We start from the raw sequence: 18,195 nt of genomic DNA, 5'->3' as shown, positions 1-18,195 counted from the left end.
ATAAGAAGGTGATTATATGAAATTTAAGAATAAAAATATTGTTATAATAGGCGGAGGGACTGGGAACAGTGTTTTATTAAAGGAATTTAAAAAACATACAGATAATATCAGTGCCATTGTAACAGTTTTTGATGACGGCGGAAGTACCGGTAAATTAAGAAGGGATCTTGGTATTTTAGCAGTAGGGGATATAAGAAACTGCATTACCGCTCTTGCAGAAGATGAATCCACTATGACAAAACTTATGGAATATAGATTTACAAAAGGGGCATTGAAAAAACATTCTTTTGGTAATTTATTTCTTGCAGCTTTAAATGAAATAAGCGAAAGTTTCCCTAAAGCCATAAAGGATATAAGCGATGTTCTCGCTATTAAAGGTGAGGTAGTTGCTGTTACAAAGAATGATAATGTAACTTTATGTGCTCTTCTTGAAAATACAGCTGTTGTAAGCGGAGAATCAAAGATACCTAAGCAGGCAATAAAAATGAAAACAAAAGTAAAAAGGGTATTTTTATCTCCAACCAGTGCAAAGGTAAATGATTATGCAGTTGAAAAGATAAATAATGCGGATATTATAATTTTAAGCCCAGGAAGTTTGTATACATCAATTATTCCAAATCTTCTTATTACTGATATACCTTATGCTATAAGCAAAAACAGAAAAGCTAAAAAATATTTTGTAACAAACATAATGACTCAGCATGGTGAAACCGATGGGTTTGATGTTACAAAACATGTAACAGAGGTTGAAAGACATATTCCGTCAGATCTTAGAATTTTTGATGAAGTAATATACAATACGGAAAAAATAGATAAAGAAGTTTTAAAGAATTACAGAAAAAAACATTCTAAAGCTGTAGAGGCAAATTTAACCAATGAAATAAAGAAAAAATATAAGTTTACCGGATTGGATCTTGTCAGCTATGTAGATGGAGTGATAAGGCATAACAGTAAAGTATTGGTTGAATATTTAAAAAATCAAAATTAAAAAGACTCATAAAGAGTCTTTTTTATGTTAATGATGTAAGTTTAAAAACATCTGATGATTTCCCTATAACAATTATATGATCCCCTTCTTTAAAAGTGTATAAAGGACTCGGAACAGGATCTAAAGAGTTAGCATTTTTTACTGCAATGATGTTTACTTTATATTTTCTTCTTATGGCAAGTTCTATAATTGTTTTTCCAACCCATGAGTTAATAATTGGAATTTCATATATTGAATATTCATCTGTTAACTGTATATAATCAAAAATATTTTTTGCATTTGACCTTATTGCCAATTTTTCTGCCGTATCTCTTTCAGGGTATACAACTTCATCTGCACCTATTCTTAAAAGAAGTTTCTTTTGTATATCACTGCTTGCCTTTGTTACAACCCATTTTGCATTTAAGTCTTTAAGAAGTGCTGTTATTTCCAAAGATGATTGGAAGTCTTCTCCTATGGCAACAAAACATATGTCAAAATTATTTACTCCAATTGATTGTAGCACTGCCTCAATTCTACAATCGCCGATTTGAGAGTCGGTAAATTCCGATGCATATTCCGTAATTTTTTCTTCATCTTTATCTATTATCATTACATCGTTTCCGAGCTCCTGCATTTTTCTTGAAAGATGTTTTCCAAATCTTCCCATTCCTATTACTAAAACTGATTTCATTTTTTATCCCTTTCTTTAAAATAATATATGTAAATTTTTAACCTATTAATATTTTTTCAGTCGGTCTTTCTATAGGTGCTGATTTTTTCTTGGCGTTTAATGCTATCATTAATGTTAAAATGCCTACTCTTCCAGCGTACATCAATGAAATTATTACTATTTTCGAAATCGGACATAATCCGGCCGTAATACCCATTGATGAACCTACGGTTCCGATTGCTGAAGAAACTTCAAACATTATTGCCAAAGCCGAACTGTTTTCAAAATAACAAAGAATCATACATCCCAATAAAAATCCGAATATATATAATGTTGAAACGGCACTTGCTTGTTTTACCGTTTCATTTTCTAATTTCCTTTTGAAAATGGTAATGCCGTTTTGTTGTCTTGAAGATGCAACGGCACTCATTATAAGAACAACTAAAGTTGTGGTTTTCATACCACCTGCGGTTGAGCCGGGACTCCCTCCGACCAACATTAGAAATACCGTAAACAACGCAGTTCCCTGATGAATGTCTACCCAGTTTATCGTATTAAATCCGGCAGTTCTCGGTGTAACCGATTGGAAAAAAGAAACTAATATTTTTTCTTTTACCGAACTGTCTGCAATTACTCCGTTTGAGTTTTCAAATATAAAGAAAATTAATGCTCCGCCTATAATCAGACAAGTTGTTGCAATTAATACAATTTTTGAATGTAATTCATATCTGCTAAATTTTAATTTGTGTTTTAATATATCACTCCAAACTACAAATCCTATACCGCCTATGACGATAAGTGACATTATAGTTACGTTTACGATTATATCGTCTGAATATGTTGTTAATGATGAGAATTGCCCGAATTTCCCCATTAAATCGAATCCTGCATTACAAAACGCCGATATTGAATGAAATACGGCATTGTAAATTCCCTCTGCAATTCCCATATCTGGAATAAATCTTGTTGCCAGTAAAATGGCGCCTATTCCTTCGAATAAAATAGTTCCTTTAACTATTCTTAAAATTAGAGCAACTACGCCACCGATTTGATTGCTTCCCGCAGACTGCATCAAAAGTTTTCTTTCATTCAAACCTATTTTTCTTTTTAAAAAAATAGATAACATTGTTATTATCGTCATAAATCCAATACCGCCTATTTGAATAAGGCTTATGATTACTATTTGCCCGAATACAGACCAATGTGTGAATGTATCATACACTACAAGTCCCGTTACGCATGTGGCAGATGTTGCCGTGAAAAGAGCATTTAAAAAAGGAGTAAATTCCCCGGTTCTTGACGATATCGGCAAAGAAAGAAGAGTCCCTCCCGTAAATATTATTAATAAAAATCCTAATGCTATAATTTGTGTGTAACTGATTTTTTTCCCTAAAATGCTGTTCATCCTTATTATCCCTTATAAGTCTCTATTTTACCAATTAAATTAAATATATATGGATTTTAATCTTTATTATATAAAATTGCAATACAAAACATATATTTTATATAAATTTTACATATACTTTACTTTTTGTTTTTTTATAATGTGTATTATAGAAATTCCTTTAATATTTAACAGTATATTTTGAATTTAACTAAAAAGTCCATGTAAATAATGGACTTTTTTAATTTAAATTATAATTATCTAAAAATTGTTCGTATTGCTGTTGTTTCAAATCTTCTATTTTATTTTGTTGCGTTTTGTTTAAAATAATCATTGGAATACTTGTAATAAGAAGGATAATAAGCCCTCCCATAATCATCATTATAAAACACTTAATATAAGATTTTGATGTGCTTTTTAATATTTTATCATTTAGTTCATTTACATTTTGTACTTTTGCGTATTCCATTTTGTTGCAATTTGGACAAAAGAATTTTTTTGAATAATAACCATACTCCGGTTTATTAATAAGTGCTCCATCTTTCATCTTGGTTTTTGTTATACTTTTTGATTTTGAAAGATAAGTTTTTGTAATTTCCTTTGGCTGTACATCATATTCTAAACCGCATTTTTCACATTTAACATGAACTTTAGTATCTAAACTTTCTATTATCTTTTTGTTTCGTTTCATACATAATACAAAACAAATTATTATCCATGATAAAAGCAAAATACCCATAATAATTAAAACTGCAATACCTATAGCCATTTTTACCTCACATTAATTAAATAAATTCACTTATAAAATCAAGTGTTTCATCTCTTCCGAGATTTTCTTGTGTTGAATAAATTATTATTTTATCATCATCATCTAATTCTAAGGTTTGTTTTATTATATCTATATTCTTTTTTCTTTTGTTTTTGCTGATTTTATCTGCTTTTGTAAGAACAATTACAGGATAAATATCATTTGCTAAAATATCGTTATACATTTTTATGTCGTTATTTGTTGGTTTATGCCTGATATCCACAAGGAAAAAAACTATAAAATCCGTATTTCTTTTTTGTAAATAGTCGAATATTATTTTGCTGAATTGTGCTTTTTCGCTTTTGGATACTTTTGCATATCCGTATCCCGGCATATCCACAATATAAAATTCGTTGTTTATGTTATAGTAGTTTGCTGTTCTGGTTTTTCCCGGTACAGAACTTGTTCTTGCAAGAGATTTTCTTCCAAGAAGATTATTTATAAAGCTGGATTTGCCTACGTTTGATTTTCCGATTAAAACTATTTCAAGTTTTTCTTCCGGTGGCAGCTGATTAAATTTTGCTGCACTGGTTACTATTTCGGCACTTTTTATAATCATTTATTTTCCTCTTCAAAAATTATTTTATATACTTCTTTCATGTGTTTTACAGGAGTTATTTCAAGGTGTTTTTTGATGTCTTCACTTATTTCTTCAAGGTCTTTTACATTTTCTTTAGGAATTAAGACTTTTTTTACTCTTGCTCTTGCTGCTGCAAGAAGTTTTTCTCTTAGTCCTCCTATTGGAAGAACATCACCTGATAGAGTTATTTCACCGGTCATTGCGATGTCTTCTGCAACTTTCATATTTGTTAGGGCAGATATTATTGCAGTCGCAAGAGTTATCCCTGCACTTGGACCGTCTTTTGGAGTTGCACCTTCAGGAACATGGATATGAATGTCTTTCTTTTCATAGAAATCTTTATCGGCGTTTAACTTATCGGCTATTGTTCTAACGTAAGTTAGTGCAGTTTTTGCCGATTCCTGCATAACATCTCCAAGATTTCCAGTAAGTTCAATTCTTCCTTTACCTTCAGTAAGAACGGCTTCTATTTTTAATGTGTCACCGCCGTAACTTGTATAAGCAAGTCCGGTAACTTTTCCCACATATTTTTTATTGCTTTGTTTGTTGAATGTTATTAATTCTTTTCCTAAATATTCGTGTAGATTTTTTACTGTAACTTCTATTTTTTCATCTTCGTTTAACACGATTTTCTTTGCGCATTTTCTGCATATTTTAGCTATTAATCTTTCAAGTTGTCTTACACCTGATTCCAAAGTATAGTCTGACACTATTTTATCCAAAGCGGCAGGAGTAAATTTAAGGTTATCCTTAGTAAGTCCATGTGCTTCAAGTTCTTTTTTGATTAAGTGTTTTTTTGCAATTTCAACTTTTTCTTTTGGCATATAACCAGGTATTTCTATTACTTCCATTCTGTCTAAAAGAGCAGGAGGAATTGTTGCTGCCGTATTTGCTGTTGCAACAAATAATACATTTGAAAGATCAAAAGGAATTTCAAGGTAGTGGTCAGAGAAGTTTGAGTTTTGTTCAGGGTCCAATACTTCAAGAAGAGCACTTGCAGGGTCTCCTTTAAAATCAGAACCGATTTTATCTATTTCATCAAGAAGAAATAGTGGAGAATTTGTTTTTGCCTGTTTTATTCCCGCAATAATTCTTCCAGGCATTGCGCCTATATAAGTCCTTCTGTGACCTGTTATTTCTGCTTCGTCTCTTGTTCCGCCAACTGACAGACGAACGAATTTCCTTTTTGATGCTTTTGCTATTGCTTTTGCGATTGATGTTTTACCAACCCCCGGAGGTCCAACTAAGCAAACGATAGGTCCTTTTAGGGAGTTTGTAAGTTTTAATACTGATAAGTATTCTATTATTCTTTCCTTAACTTCTTTTAAACCGTAGTGGTCTTCATCTAAAGTTTTTTGTGCTTCTTTTAAGTCAATATCCGGTTTTTCTTCTTTTTCCCAAGGTAAGTCAAGTATTGTTTCAATATAAGTCTGGATTACTCCCGCTTCACTTGAGCCGACAGGTATTGTATTTAGTCTGTCTATTTCTTTTTGTATTTTTTCTTTGTATTCTTCAGGAATAGGAAGTTTTTCTAATTTTTTTGTATAGTCACTTCCGCTTGCACTTCCGTCGGCATTATGAAGTCTGTCTTGTAAAACTTCAATTTTTTCTCTCAAATAAACTTCTTTTTGAAGTTTTTCCATTTTTTCTTTAACTTCTTTTTCTATTTCATTTTCAAGAGATAAAACAGAAATTCTTTTTTCCAAAACCTTATATACTTCTTTATATCTTTGTTTTGTGTCCGTCATACAAAGTATATCTTGAAAAGTATCATAATCAAGATTTAAAGGCGGTAAAATAAGGTCTATAAGTTCGTTTGGATTTTTGATTGAAGAAAGAAATGAAGAAAGTTCAAATTCTGCCGTAGACATTTTATATGCAGAATATTTGTTGAATTTTTCTTTTAATATATTTGTCATTGCAATTTCTTCTTCGGTTAATTCTTCCTCAGAATAATTTATTATATCCGCATTTGCCAAAATATAAGGACTTGCTTGTATATATTCCTTTATTTTTACTCTGTTTAAAATTTTAACTGAAACTTTTATTGCGTTATAAGGAAGTCTTATAAGGTTTGTAATTTTAGCCAAAACCCCAACTTCACGTAGGTTTTCAAGGCTGATTTCTTCCTTATCGGCATCTATTTGAGCAATTAAATAGATTAGGCTGTCTTCTTTAACGCTTTCTTCCAAAGCCACTAATGATTCGCTTCTTGAAACGTCAAAGTTTGCATTCATTCCGGTAATTAAAGATAAATCTCTTATTGAAATTGCCGGCAGAGTCATATTTCCCATATTGCTTGTGTATGTATTCATAATGTTTTGTATATTTGCCAATTTTAAAACCTCTTTATCTAAATATTTAATATATGTTTTGATTAATTTTATTTTATAAGAAAAGAAAATTAATTTGAAAAAGTTTTATTTATTTTACTTTTTTTCTTATAAAATTTCATAAATCAAGATTATATCATTTAAAAGTGATTAATTCAAAGTATTTTTTATAATTAATCAAATTTTTACTTTAAAATACTTATAATTTTTATATTTTTTTATTATATTCTAATATATATTACATATTTTATAAATACGTTTTTAATATGTTTTTTTGTTTTTTTATTACAAATTATGTCTTTTTATGGCAAATTATTTTCTTTTTCTGCAATTTTCGACAAATTAAGGTATAAAATATTTAATTTCTTCTTAAATAAAATAAATGTAAATTAATGAAAAAATATAATATTATCGTTGTTTTTTTATTAATTTTATTTAGCTTTTTGTTTATTCCCTTATAAGCCTTTTCCTTGTATTTGATAGGGGATTGTGTTATAATTTTTTGTATGAATTTTGTTGAAAATACTTATTTTGGGAGAAAAAAATGCTTAACTCTTATACAAAAAACGAAGTATTGAAAATGCTTAAAGATGACTGTGGAAATATTAAAATAAAAAGTCACGTTATAATGCTTGAAGATAGTTTAAATCATGTTCTTGCAAAAGACGTAGTATCAAAAGTAAATATTCCTGAAAGTGATATAGCACAAATCGACGGGTATGCCATAAATCACGAAGGATTATATGGAGTTGATTATTACGAACCTATACGTTTTGATATAGTAAATGAAAATGAAATAAATTTAACACAAATAAAGAAAGTTTCAAAAGGAGATAAGCTTCCTCTTGGAGCAGACAGTGTTATTGATATAAAGTATGTTAAAGAATACGGAAGTTATGTAACAATAAACAGACCCATAAACAAAAATAGCGGTGTTTGTCTTAAAGGAAGCACAGTAAAAGAAAATGATGTGGTGCTACGAAAAAATACACTTTTAAACAGTTTTCATATAGGACTTCTTGCGAGTTTAAATGAATTTATGGTTGAAGTTTATAAAAAGGTTAAGGTAGGAATTATCTCTACCGGAAATAACATTATTAGAGTAAGAGATAAAGACATAAACAAAGATATAGACATATGCTCTTATATTTTGCTTTCGGAACTTGAAAAGAAAAGATGTGTTGGAATTTCTTATGGAATATATAAAAATGCCCATAAGGAAGTTCTTGATAAAGCTACAAAAGAATGTGATATTGTAATTATACTTAATTACGATAAAAATAAATTTTTCTTAGAAAGTGGAAAATGCTATTTTGAAGATATTTTGATTTCTCCTTCAAAAAATGCTTTGATATACAATATAAATTCCACTTTTGTTTACGTGTTTGACTCAATGCCTAAAGATGTACTTATAGGATTTAGGGAGCTTGTAAATCCTGTAATGAATTATATGCTTGATATTAAAGACAGTGAAGGTTATATAGATGCAATAAGCCTTTATAATATTCCTGCAAGAAAGGGAATTAACGAGTATGTTTTTGTTAAAATAATGGAAGAAAAAGACGAAACATATTTTGAAGCCATTGACTTTGATGCATCTTACAGCGAGGTAATGCGAGATGCAAATGGATATATAGAAATATCTAAAAACAAAGATAAAATTGAAAAGGACGAAACCGTAAAGGTTACGCTTTTATAGAGGTATAAGTATGGATTGTTATAAAGATATTTCTTTTGAACAGATGAAAGAGGTTTTCCTTGGATTATTAAAAGAAACAAAGCATCTTCAAAGTGAGTATGTAGATGTATATGATTCTTTTAACAGAGTTTTATTTGATAATGTTTATGCAAAGGAAGATGTGCCAAGTTATTCTTATTCTTTATATGACGGTGTAGCGGTAAACATAAAAGATATTGAAAAGAAAGAAAACCTATATAAAATAAGGGAATACAAGAAAGTAAACAAAGGTGATTTTGTTGATGATAAATATAATATTGTAATAGATAAGCACGATATTATATATAAAGGAAATCTTATTTATGTAAATTATATGCCTAACCTTTTTTATGGTATAAAGTTTAAAGGTCAGGAAAGACAAAAAGGCAGTTATTTATATGCAAAAGACACTCTTTTAGATAGCGAAAAAATAGGAGTTCTTTTGGAAGCGAGAGTTGATAAGGTAAGTGTTTATAAAAAACTTAAAATAGGATTTGTGCTTACTTTAAATGAAGAAAAGTACAAACATGAAAAAAGAAAACACAGTCCTGAAACCATCTTTATGGTTTTAAAAAACAAAATACAAAACGAAAGAGTACAAATAAATTTATATCCTCATGAAAGAGAAGACAAAAGAGACTTTGAAAAGAGGGTAAAGGAAGCTTCTTTAAAAAATGATTTGGTTATTGTAATCGGAAGAACCGGAGAAGGAAGCAATGACCATACTTATGAAGTTATAGAAAAGCTTGGGAGTGTATATATAAAAGGAATGAACACAATACCGGCTACTAACTTTATGTATGGAAAAGTTTTGGGATGTGATGTGTTTGCTTTCCCTGGAGATATATTCTCAAACATATTCCTTTATAATATGTTTATAAAAAAATACATATCTTTGCTTACAAGGGTAGGAGAAGAAAAAGAAAATACCATTATGGCGAAGCTTATGGAAGATGTGGATTCAAGTTTTTATTATAAAGAATTTGTATATGTAAATTTATTTAATAATTCCGACGGTTTTAAGGCTCTTCCTCTTCAAGTGAAAAATGCTTCAATGTATGACTTTTTTGGTGCAGACGGATATTTTGTGATAAACGAAAATGTAAAAAACATCAAAAAAGGAGAGGACATAAAGGTTCATTTATTTAAGCCTTTAAAGGATACGGATAATAACGTATTGTTTGTAGGAAGAAAGAATTTAATAAATTCTAAAATAATAGAATATTCTTCTTTTGACAAAATGAATATAATTCAAAGTTCAAATGTAAATGAATTAAAGGGCAGTATTACATCAAATGAATATGTGCTTGGAGAATTTGAAGGAAAAAGCGAGCATTTTAAAGATGAGCTTATAAAAGGAAAAGTTATAATTCAAGGTGTAAGGGAAAGATATGGTTTTGCCGTAAACAAAAAATACCTTGAAATAACCGATGTTGAAGATTTGGCTAAAAAGAATATAGTTTTTGGAAATCTTCCGAGAAATGATTTTTCCAGAAAAATACTTGAAACCTTACTTAAAAACAAAAAAATAAACTATAAAGATATAAAGGGTTTTGAGGATAATATATATAAAAATGAAACGGTATTGTTGTCAGCTTTGTTATCAGACAGGTTTGATGTGTGCTTTATAAGTGAGACAGCTGCAAAAAATAATAAAATAAAATTTGTTCCAATAATAACAAAAGAAAATGATTTTGTGATAAATACCGTGGATGAAGAATTAGTCAAAAGAATAGCTTTTGTATTTTCAAATCCGACTTTGAAAGAAGAGCTTGGGGAAGATTATAATACAGAAAATTTTGGCAGTATATTAAGAAAAAAGAAATAACGGAAGAAGGAAAATTATGGATGTAAAAGAAAAATCTCTTAAACTTCATGAACAGTTAAACGGGAAACTTGAAGTTATAAGCAAAAAAGAAGTAAAAACAAACGAAGATTTATCACTTTTATATACACCGGGCGTTGCTCAGCCTTGTGTAAAGATACATGAAAATGAAGATGACGTATATAAATATACGGTTAAGAAAAATCTTGTAGGTGTAGTAAGTGACGGAACAGCAGTTTTAGGACTTGGTGATATAGGTGCTAAAGCAGCAATTCCCGTAATGGAGGGAAAGGCCATCTTATTTAAAGAGTTTGGCGGTGTTGATGCTTTCCCTATTTGCGTGGATTCAAAGGATGTTGATGAAATAGTAAAAACCGTAAAACTTATTTCTCCTGTTTTTGGGGGAATTAACCTTGAAGATATATCAGCTCCAAGATGTGTTGAAATAGAAAACAGATTAAAAGAAGAACTTGATATTCCTGTATTTCATGATGACCAACACGGAACAGCCATTGTAGTTGGGGCAGGAATAACAAATGCTTTAAAAATAGTAAAAAAAGATATAGATAAAATAAAAATCGTTGTAAACGGAGACGGCTCTGCGGGATATGCCATAACAAAAATGCTTATAAACTTAGGTGCAAAAAATGTTGTGGTATGCGGAATAAACGGTGCCTTAAAAGAAGGCAGAGATGATAATTATGTTCAAAGAGAACTTTTAAAAATAACAAATCCAAATAAAGAAGAAGGACTTTTAAAAGACGTTATAAAGAATGCAGATGTCTTTATAGGAGTTTCAAAGGGAAATCTTGTTGATGAAGAAATGGTAAGAAGCATGAGTGAAGATGCAATTATTTTTGCCATGGCAAATCCTGTGCCTGAAATTATGCCTGACGTTGCAAAAAAAGGCGGGGCAAGAGTTGTTGGAACGGGAAGAAGCGATTTTGAAAATCAAGTAAATAACGTTCTTGCATTCCCTGGAATATTTAAAGGTGCTCTTGGTGCATATGCAACAAAGATTACAGAAGGTATGAAAGTTGAAGCTACATATGCCATTGCAAACTTTATAAAAGAAGATGAGTTAAACGAACATAATATACTTCCTAGTGCACTTGATAAAAATGTTGCTGATGCAGTTGCAAAAGCGGTATACGATCAAGCAATCAAAGAGGGAGTAGTTAAAAATATCAAATAAAACTATTTTGGAGGATAAAGTGAAAGATCAGTTACTAAATATACAAAACGAAGCAAAAGAAAAAATACAAAATCTTCATTCATTGGAAGATTTAGAAAAATTCAGAATTGAATTTATGGGTAAAAAAGGAAAACTTACGGCAATACTTAGAGGAATGGGAGGATTAAGTAAAGAAGAAAGACCTATAATAGGTAAACTTGCAAACGAAGTAAGAGAAGCCATAGAATCAGAGCTTGGAAAAATGAAAACAAGCATTGAAGAAAAAATCTTACTTGAAAAACTTGAAAAAGATAAAATAGATATTACTCTTCCTGGTAAGGAAGTAGAAGTGGGACATCATCATCCTCTATATAATATCATAGGAGAACTTGAAGAAATCTTTGCATCTCTTGGTTTTTCTGTTGCAGAAGGTCCTGAAATAGAACTTGTAAGATATAACTTTGATAACTTAAACGTTCCTCTTGACCATTCATCAAGAGATAAAAGCGATACTTTCTATATAAATGATGAAGTTTGCCTTAGAACACAAACTTCACCTGTTCAAATTAGAGCAATGAAAGCAAAAGATGTTCCAATCAAGGTTATTGCTCCAGGAAAAGTTTATAGAACAGATGAAATTGATGCAACTCATTCACCTTTGTTCCACCAAATAGAAGGTTTAATTGTAGATAAAGGGATTACAATGGCAGACCTTAAGGGAACACTTGAATATGTTGTAAAAAGACTTTACGGAGAAGAAACAAAAACAAGATTCAGACCACATCAATTTTACTTTACGGAACCAAGTGCCGAAATGGACGCAACTTGCATAGCTTGTCACGGAAAGGGATGTAATGTTTGCAAAGGTTCAGGATTTATTGAAATTTTAGGTTGCGGAATGGTTCATCCAAACGTACTAAAAGCCTGTGGAATAGACCCTGATGTATATACCGGTTTTGCTTTCGGAATGGGACTTGACAGAATGACTATGCTTAAATACGGTATTAAAGATTTAAGATTATTATTTGCAAACGATACTGAGTTATTAACTCAATTTTAAGGAGGACTTGGAATGTTATTACCTATAAACTGGTTAAAAGAATATGTAAATGTAGATAAAGATATAAATGAATTTGCCGAAATGATGACTGTAAGCGGTTCTATGGTTGAAACCGTAACTTATCTTGGAGAAGGAATTGAAGGTGTTGTAACGGCGAAGATTAAAGATATTAAACCACATGAAGATGCGGAAAAATTAGTTATATGCACAATGTTTGACGGAAGCGAAGAATATCAAGTTGTTACAGGGGCTAAAAATGTAAAAGTCGGAGATATTGTTCCTTATGCAAAAGTTGGTGCAAAACTTCCAAATGGAATGACTCTTAAAAAAGCAAAATTAAGAGGAGTTGAATCTTACGGGATGCTTTGTTCAGGTGCTGAACTTGGCATGAGTTCAAGCATTGTTCCAAAACATTTGGAAGATGGAATTTATATTTTCTCTGAAGACGTACCTTTAGGGGAAGATGCAAAAAAAGTATTGGGTCTTGATGAATATGTAATTGATTTTGAACTTACAAATAACAGACAAGATTGTAACAGTATTTTAGGTATGGCTTATGAAGCAGGTGCAACACTTGGTAAAAAATTTGTTATGCCTGATTTTAAAATCGAAGATAAAGCTAATGATATTAATGATAAATTAAGCGTTGAAGTAAAAAATACAGACTTATGTAAAAGATACTGTGCAAGAATGCTTAAAGTTAAAAAAGTTGAACAATCACCACTTTGGATGCAACAAAGATTAATGGCTTGTGGTATTAGACCTATATCAAATATCGTTGACGTTTCTAACTATGTTATGTTAGAACTTGGTCAACCACTTCATATGTTTGATTATGATAAATTAGAAGGACATAAAATCATTGTTGACACTGCAAAAAACGGTGAAAAAATGGTTACTCTTGACAATATTGAAAGAGATTTAGATGATCAAATCTTACTTATTAACGATGCAAAAAAAGGTGTTTGTGTAGCAGGGGTTATGGGTGCTTTAAACTCAGTTGTAGATGATGATACAAAAAATATTGTAATAGAATCTGCAAACTTTAACAAAAACTCAATAAGAAGAACATCAAGAGTATTTGGACTTAGAAGTGAAGCTTCAGCACATTATGAAAAGGGAATTAATCCTTTAGTAACAAGATATGCAATAGACAGAGCAGCATCATTACTTGTTGAAATCGGTGCTTGTGAACTTGTAGAAGGCTTAATTGATGAAAACTTCTATGAAAAAGAACCTGTAAAAATGGATATTGATTCAAAAGATGTTAACAGAATTTTAGGAAGCGATATTTCAGTAGAAGAACAAGCAAGACTTCTTGATTTACTAAACTTTGAACCAAAAGTAAACGGGGATATAATAAGCATTACAGCTCCTATTTTAAGAGATGACATAAACATAAAAGAAGATGTTGTTGAAGAAATTGCAAGAATGTATGGATACAACAATATTCCAAGTACACTTATGGAAACATCAAATTATATAAGTGAAAAGAATGTTTACTATAGTGATAAAAACAAAATTAAGGAAGCATTAATTGCAATAGGAGGACTTGAAACTCTTACTTATACATTTACATCAAAAGAAAAACTTGATGAACTTGGATTTGAAGATAAAGATATTAGAAGCAAATATGTAAAAGTAATAAATCCTCTTGGGGAAGATACAGGATACATGAGAACTTCTATGATGATAAGCATGCTTGAGTCATTATCATTTAACTACAGCAGAAAGAATAAAGAAAGAGTTTTATTTGAAATAGGTAATGTATTCTTTGATGCTAAATATGATGAATTGGGACTACCTTTACAAGAAGAAAAACTTGTTATTGGTAAATACAATACAGATTATTTTGAAATTAAAGGAATTGTTGAATATATTTTCAACAAATTTAGAATTAAAAACGTTAAATTCACAAAAGCAGAAGAAAAGATGCTTCACCCTACAAGAAGCGCTTACATTTCAGTAAATGATAAAGTAATCGGTTATGTAGGAAACGTTCATCCTCTTTTACTTAAGAAATACAACTTAAAAGAAGATGTTGTTGTTGCTGAAATTGACGTAAAAACAATCACAGAAAATTACGACAAAGAAATCGAATTTAAACAACTTGCAAAATTCCCATCTCTCCAAAGAGATATTGCAGTTGTAGTTGATGAAGATATTTATGCAGGTGAAATTCTTGATGAAATTAAGAAAGCAGGCGGAGAATATCTTGTATCAAGTAAAGTATTTGACGTATTTACAGGAAAACAAGTAGGCGAAGGTAAAAAATCCGTAGCTGTAAGCCTTGAATTTAGAGCTGAAGACAGAACATTAACAGATGAAGAAATAGATGTAAGATTTGATAATATTGTAAAAGCTCTATCAGAAACATTAAATGCAAAATTAAGATAAAAAAAGCACTTTTAAAGTGCTTTTTTATTTTTCTTTTAATATGAAACCTTTTGGAGCTTTTTTAGTTGTTTCTTTTGAGTAAATGTTTAGATATATTTTTTTATATTCTTTATTGTCTTTTGTATATGTAATAAATTCGTCTATTAAGTAGTCACTTGATTCTATTTCAAAACTTCCTGTTCTTTTATAATAAAGTTCCATATTAGAATCGGTTTTAAGTCTGTCTAAATAATCATATGCTTCATTTATTCCCTTACATGGAATAGGAGAATTTACATTTAAACCGAAACTTTCATCTTCTTGATTATCATTTTCATAATCTCCGCCATTCATGGATTCTTCTAAAATTTCAGGTATTGCACTTATAATCTTTAAATCTTTGTTTGTATCAATAAAAAAAGTATTATCCATTGTATTTAATATACAATAATTAACTACCATTTCCATTTGTATTTCTTTGTTTTCAAAATATGATGAATATTTTTCCTTAATAAATATTTTTAAATCAGCATATTCATAGTTTAAATTTTCTTTCAACTCATATATATCAGCATAAATATTTAATAAATTAAAGTATTCTTTTTCATCCAAATTAAAAAGACTTAAATTTAAGAGTTTTCCTATTGAAACTATTATTTTGTCGGCTTGTTTTTCTCCTATTTTAAAAATTTCATGGCTATTTTCCATAATAGATAAACATTTTGATATTTTTTCTTTATGTTTTTTTTGACCATCATATAAGTCTATTAGTGTTCCCATACTTTTTTCCTTTTTGGTAGTATATTATAAGATACTAATATTATACACGATTTATAGTAGGATATAAAGAAGCAATTTAAAAATTGCTTCTTTATAGATTTATTTAAGTGTAATTGTTTTTGGATAAGTATAAGTATAATCTCCATGGGTGAATTTAACTTTATATTTTCCTTTAGGGAGAAGTTTTTTATTATACTTATCATAATTTCCGTATCCTTTAAAAGTTACGGAGTTTTTTGTATTTGCCTTTTTGTAGTAAAATACTTGTTTAAAAACCAGCCTGTTTTTACTGTCATAGATTCTTACCATACTTGTTCCAGGTCTGTTTGGAGTCATATATAATGTTGTTGAATACTTTCTTTTTATTGATGTTTTGGTTATTCCCGTAGAAAGCTTGGTAGCTTTTGAGTAAACCTTAATGGTATAATCTTTTGTTTTTGTGCTTTTTCCTGAAACAGATAATATGACTCTAATAGTATAATTAGTTCCTTTTGAACTTCTATTTACATAGCTTCCCGTTTTATATCCTGCTTTGTTACCCTTTGTTGCTTTTCCGTCCCAGTAAATTTTTTCTGTTGTTGTTCCTGTTTTTGATTTTGTTAAACTTTTCTTTGCAACAAGTTGTTTTTTTGAATTATAAACTTGAAGTTCTACTTTTGCGTTTTTTATATTTGAATATGCGCTTATGTCAACTCTTAAGTTATTTGCATATCCAGGAGTAAAACCGTAGCTTAAGGCAGGGTATATCTTAATTGAGGATATTGATATTTTAGGTGTTGTGGCATTATCTTGAGTTATGCTTGTTTTTCCTTTTCTTACAATATCAACATCGCTTTTTTTGATGTATCCAACTGAAGAAGTATGATTATATAAATTTTCATAGTGAACAGAAGAGTTTACAACTCCTATGTCAGTTTGTATTTTATAATAATCACCTTTTTCTCCGATTATAACAACAGGCATTCCAGTAGGTGTACTGGAGTTTTTGTTTGCCATTTTATAGTAAGTTTTGCTGCTACTATCTGCATTTTGATATACGTTTGTTGTTTTGTTGGTTATGGCTATTGTGTATTTTTCATAGTCTTTGCTTCCCATGTTTTTATCTTGAAGATATACGTTACCGCCTATTTTTTCACCATGATATGGGTCTGAGGCATACTTTACGTTTACTCCAATCTTTTTATTGCCGGGAGAAGTTCCATAATATCTAAAGTCAGAGTTTGCGTCAAAATATGCTCTGCTTAAGTGTCTATACGCATGTTCTTCTATACACTTTGCGGGGCTTGAAAAGCTATAAGCATTATCGGGATTTTCATCATATGCGGCAATTCCAAAAAGGTTATTTTTTGTTTGTGCATAAGAGCTTGTTCCGTATCCGCTTTCAAGGTTTGCAAAGCCTAGTTCCATAAGAGCATTTATACCGTATTTATTTTGAACGTTTATTAAGGTTTCACCCATATTTTTAAGTTTTGAATTTGTAGGGTAGGTGTTTATTCTTTTATTTATTTCTGCTGCTGTGTAGCTTGTTTTAGTTCTATATGAAAGATATGTAAAGTAAGGATAATGTGTTCCTGCTTTACTTGATGAAGTAAGGTATTTTGAAGTATAAAAGTTTACTCCGTCCATGCTATAATACTTAGTGCCGCTTTTCATAAAAGAAGGTGCTTTATCTACAACAAAACTTTGCAGCATAGATTTTTCGCTGTTTTCATATCTTTGTGAATTTACTGCGTCACTTAATACCGATACATAGTGATATAAATCTGAGTTTGAATTTACGCTGTAATAACCCATATTGTATTTTTTTGTATTAGATGAACCTGATACATACAAATCGTCAAATAAGACTTCCGGAACAAATGTAAGATTATCTGAAGATGTATAATTTGTTATTCCGCTTATTCCTATTTTGCATTTTGAAGATGTGTAATTTTCATTATTTTCCGCACCTAAATAAAATACTTCTTGGTTGTTTGTGATATATGGATTGCTTGAGCCGTAAGCATTATCAAGAACGAGCATAGCCGATGGGGCAGAAATATAAGCTCTTCCTGTTTTCATGTCTATTACTTCTTCATCTTCATTTAAAATAACAAGTCCTTTAGCTTTTTTTATGTATTCGCTTGTATTTATATTTATATATTCGTTATAAGTATTATCCATATAATTTTTTGCATTTGTAAAAGTATCAAAGGTTTTTATTTTTTCAAATTTTACAATACTGTTGTATTCATCGCTTTGTTTGTTTTTTGCAGAGTATGCATATGCAACATAAAAACTATTTGATATTTCTTTTGTTCTTTTTGCATTAGAGTTTAAATATTCTTTTGGTATTTTGTCTGTTTTGTAATATTGTTCATTTTGTGCTTCGTTTTTTACGAAATCGGGTATTTCAATATTATATAAATCCTGTGCTTCTACGTTTAAACTTGGAATCATTAACAAGATAATAAGTAATATAGCTATTCTTTTTTTCATTATGTATAACTCCTTTTATATTTGTAAATTGAATTATACA

13 protein-coding genes are annotated in these 18,195 nt (G+C 29.9%); 6 read left to right on the top strand and 7 right to left on the bottom strand.

The window, feature by feature from the left end; genetic code table 11:
- Positions 1 to 16: 16 nt before the first annotated feature.
- A complete protein-coding gene (gene yvcK, locus M6G78_RS01630; RefSeq protein WP_253229428.1) occupies positions 17 to 988 on the top strand; it encodes a gluconeogenesis factor YvcK family protein in 972 nt (323 codons plus the stop codon).
- Positions 989 to 1,010: 22 nt separating this feature from the next.
- Here yvcK and M6G78_RS01625 read toward each other — a convergent pair whose 3' ends face one another.
- The 5 genes from M6G78_RS01625 to lon form a co-directional block, all read right to left on the bottom strand.
- Positions 1,011 to 1,661 carry a TrkA family potassium uptake protein gene (locus M6G78_RS01625; RefSeq protein WP_138269307.1) on the bottom strand — a complete coding sequence of 217 codons (651 nt, stop codon included), beginning with the start codon at positions 1,659 to 1,661 and terminating at the stop codon, positions 1,011 to 1,013.
- 37 nt (positions 1,662 to 1,698) lie between these two features.
- Positions 1,699 to 3,045 (bottom strand): TrkH family potassium uptake protein, encoded by a 1,347-nt coding sequence (locus tag M6G78_RS01620; protein ID WP_138269308.1) that lies wholly within the window; start codon positions 3,043 to 3,045, stop codon positions 1,699 to 1,701.
- Between the two features lie 220 nt (positions 3,046 to 3,265).
- A complete protein-coding gene (locus M6G78_RS01615; RefSeq protein ID WP_138269309.1) occupies positions 3,266 to 3,793 on the bottom strand; it encodes a hypothetical protein in 528 nt (175 codons plus the stop codon).
- A 16-nt stretch (positions 3,794 to 3,809) separates the two neighbouring features.
- Positions 3,810 to 4,391 carry a ribosome biogenesis GTP-binding protein YihA/YsxC gene (yihA, locus tag M6G78_RS01610; RefSeq protein ID WP_138269310.1) on the bottom strand — a complete coding sequence of 194 codons (582 nt, stop codon included), beginning with the start codon at positions 4,389 to 4,391 and terminating at the stop codon, positions 3,810 to 3,812.
- Entirely contained in the window at positions 4,388 to 6,748 is a 2,361-nt protein-coding gene (lon, locus tag M6G78_RS01605; RefSeq protein ID WP_243112236.1) for an endopeptidase La, read from the bottom strand. The genes yihA and lon overlap by 4 nt, the downstream gene beginning before the upstream one ends.
- 541 nt (positions 6,749 to 7,289) lie before the next feature.
- Between lon and M6G78_RS01600 the strand changes: the two genes are divergently transcribed.
- Genes M6G78_RS01600 through pheT form a run of 5 tightly spaced genes read left to right on the top strand, consistent with a single transcriptional unit; the run spans position 7,290 to position 14,918 of the window.
- On the top strand, positions 7,290 to 8,444 hold the full coding sequence (locus M6G78_RS01600) for a molybdopterin molybdotransferase MoeA (RefSeq protein ID WP_138269311.1): 1,155 nt from the start codon (positions 7,290 to 7,292) through the stop codon (positions 8,442 to 8,444).
- A 10-nt stretch (positions 8,445 to 8,454) separates the two neighbouring features.
- Positions 8,455 to 10,290 carry a substrate-binding domain-containing protein gene (locus M6G78_RS01595; protein ID WP_253229427.1) on the top strand — a complete coding sequence of 612 codons (1,836 nt, stop codon included), beginning with the start codon at positions 8,455 to 8,457 and terminating at the stop codon, positions 10,288 to 10,290.
- Positions 10,291 to 10,306: 16 nt separating this feature from the next.
- The gene (locus M6G78_RS01590) at positions 10,307 to 11,482 is read left to right on the top strand and encodes an NADP-dependent malic enzyme (protein WP_253229426.1); all 1,176 of its coding nucleotides are present in this window, start codon (positions 10,307 to 10,309) and stop codon (positions 11,480 to 11,482) included.
- Positions 11,483 to 11,501: 19 nt separating this feature from the next.
- Positions 11,502 to 12,521, top strand: a complete 1,020-nt coding sequence (gene pheS, locus M6G78_RS01585; protein ID WP_138269314.1) for a phenylalanine--tRNA ligase subunit alpha — start codon at positions 11,502 to 11,504, stop codon at positions 12,519 to 12,521.
- Between the two features lie 12 nt (positions 12,522 to 12,533).
- Positions 12,534 to 14,918: a phenylalanine--tRNA ligase subunit beta gene (gene pheT, locus M6G78_RS01580; RefSeq protein ID WP_253229425.1), complete on the top strand. Its 2,385-nt coding sequence runs from the start codon at positions 12,534 to 12,536 to the stop codon at positions 14,916 to 14,918.
- 24 nt (positions 14,919 to 14,942) lie between these two features.
- Here pheT and M6G78_RS01575 read toward each other — a convergent pair whose 3' ends face one another.
- Complete coding sequence (locus M6G78_RS01575) at positions 14,943 to 15,677, bottom strand: hypothetical protein (RefSeq protein ID WP_253229424.1); 735 nt, start codon at positions 15,675 to 15,677, stop codon at positions 14,943 to 14,945.
- A gap of 99 nt (positions 15,678 to 15,776) precedes the next feature.
- Complete coding sequence (locus tag M6G78_RS01570; RefSeq protein ID WP_253229423.1) at positions 15,777 to 18,155, bottom strand: glucosaminidase domain-containing protein; 2,379 nt, start codon at positions 18,153 to 18,155, stop codon at positions 15,777 to 15,779.
- Positions 18,156 to 18,195: the final 40 nt, after the last annotated feature.

Origin of the sequence: Anaerofustis sp. NSJ-163, from assembly GCF_024135845.1 — a bacterium.
Classification (GTDB): domain Bacteria; phylum Bacillota; class Clostridia; order Eubacteriales; family Anaerofustaceae; genus Anaerofustis; species Anaerofustis butyriciformans.
Note: the sequence above shows the minus strand (reverse complement) of the source record. Positions and strands in the feature narration are given on the sequence as shown.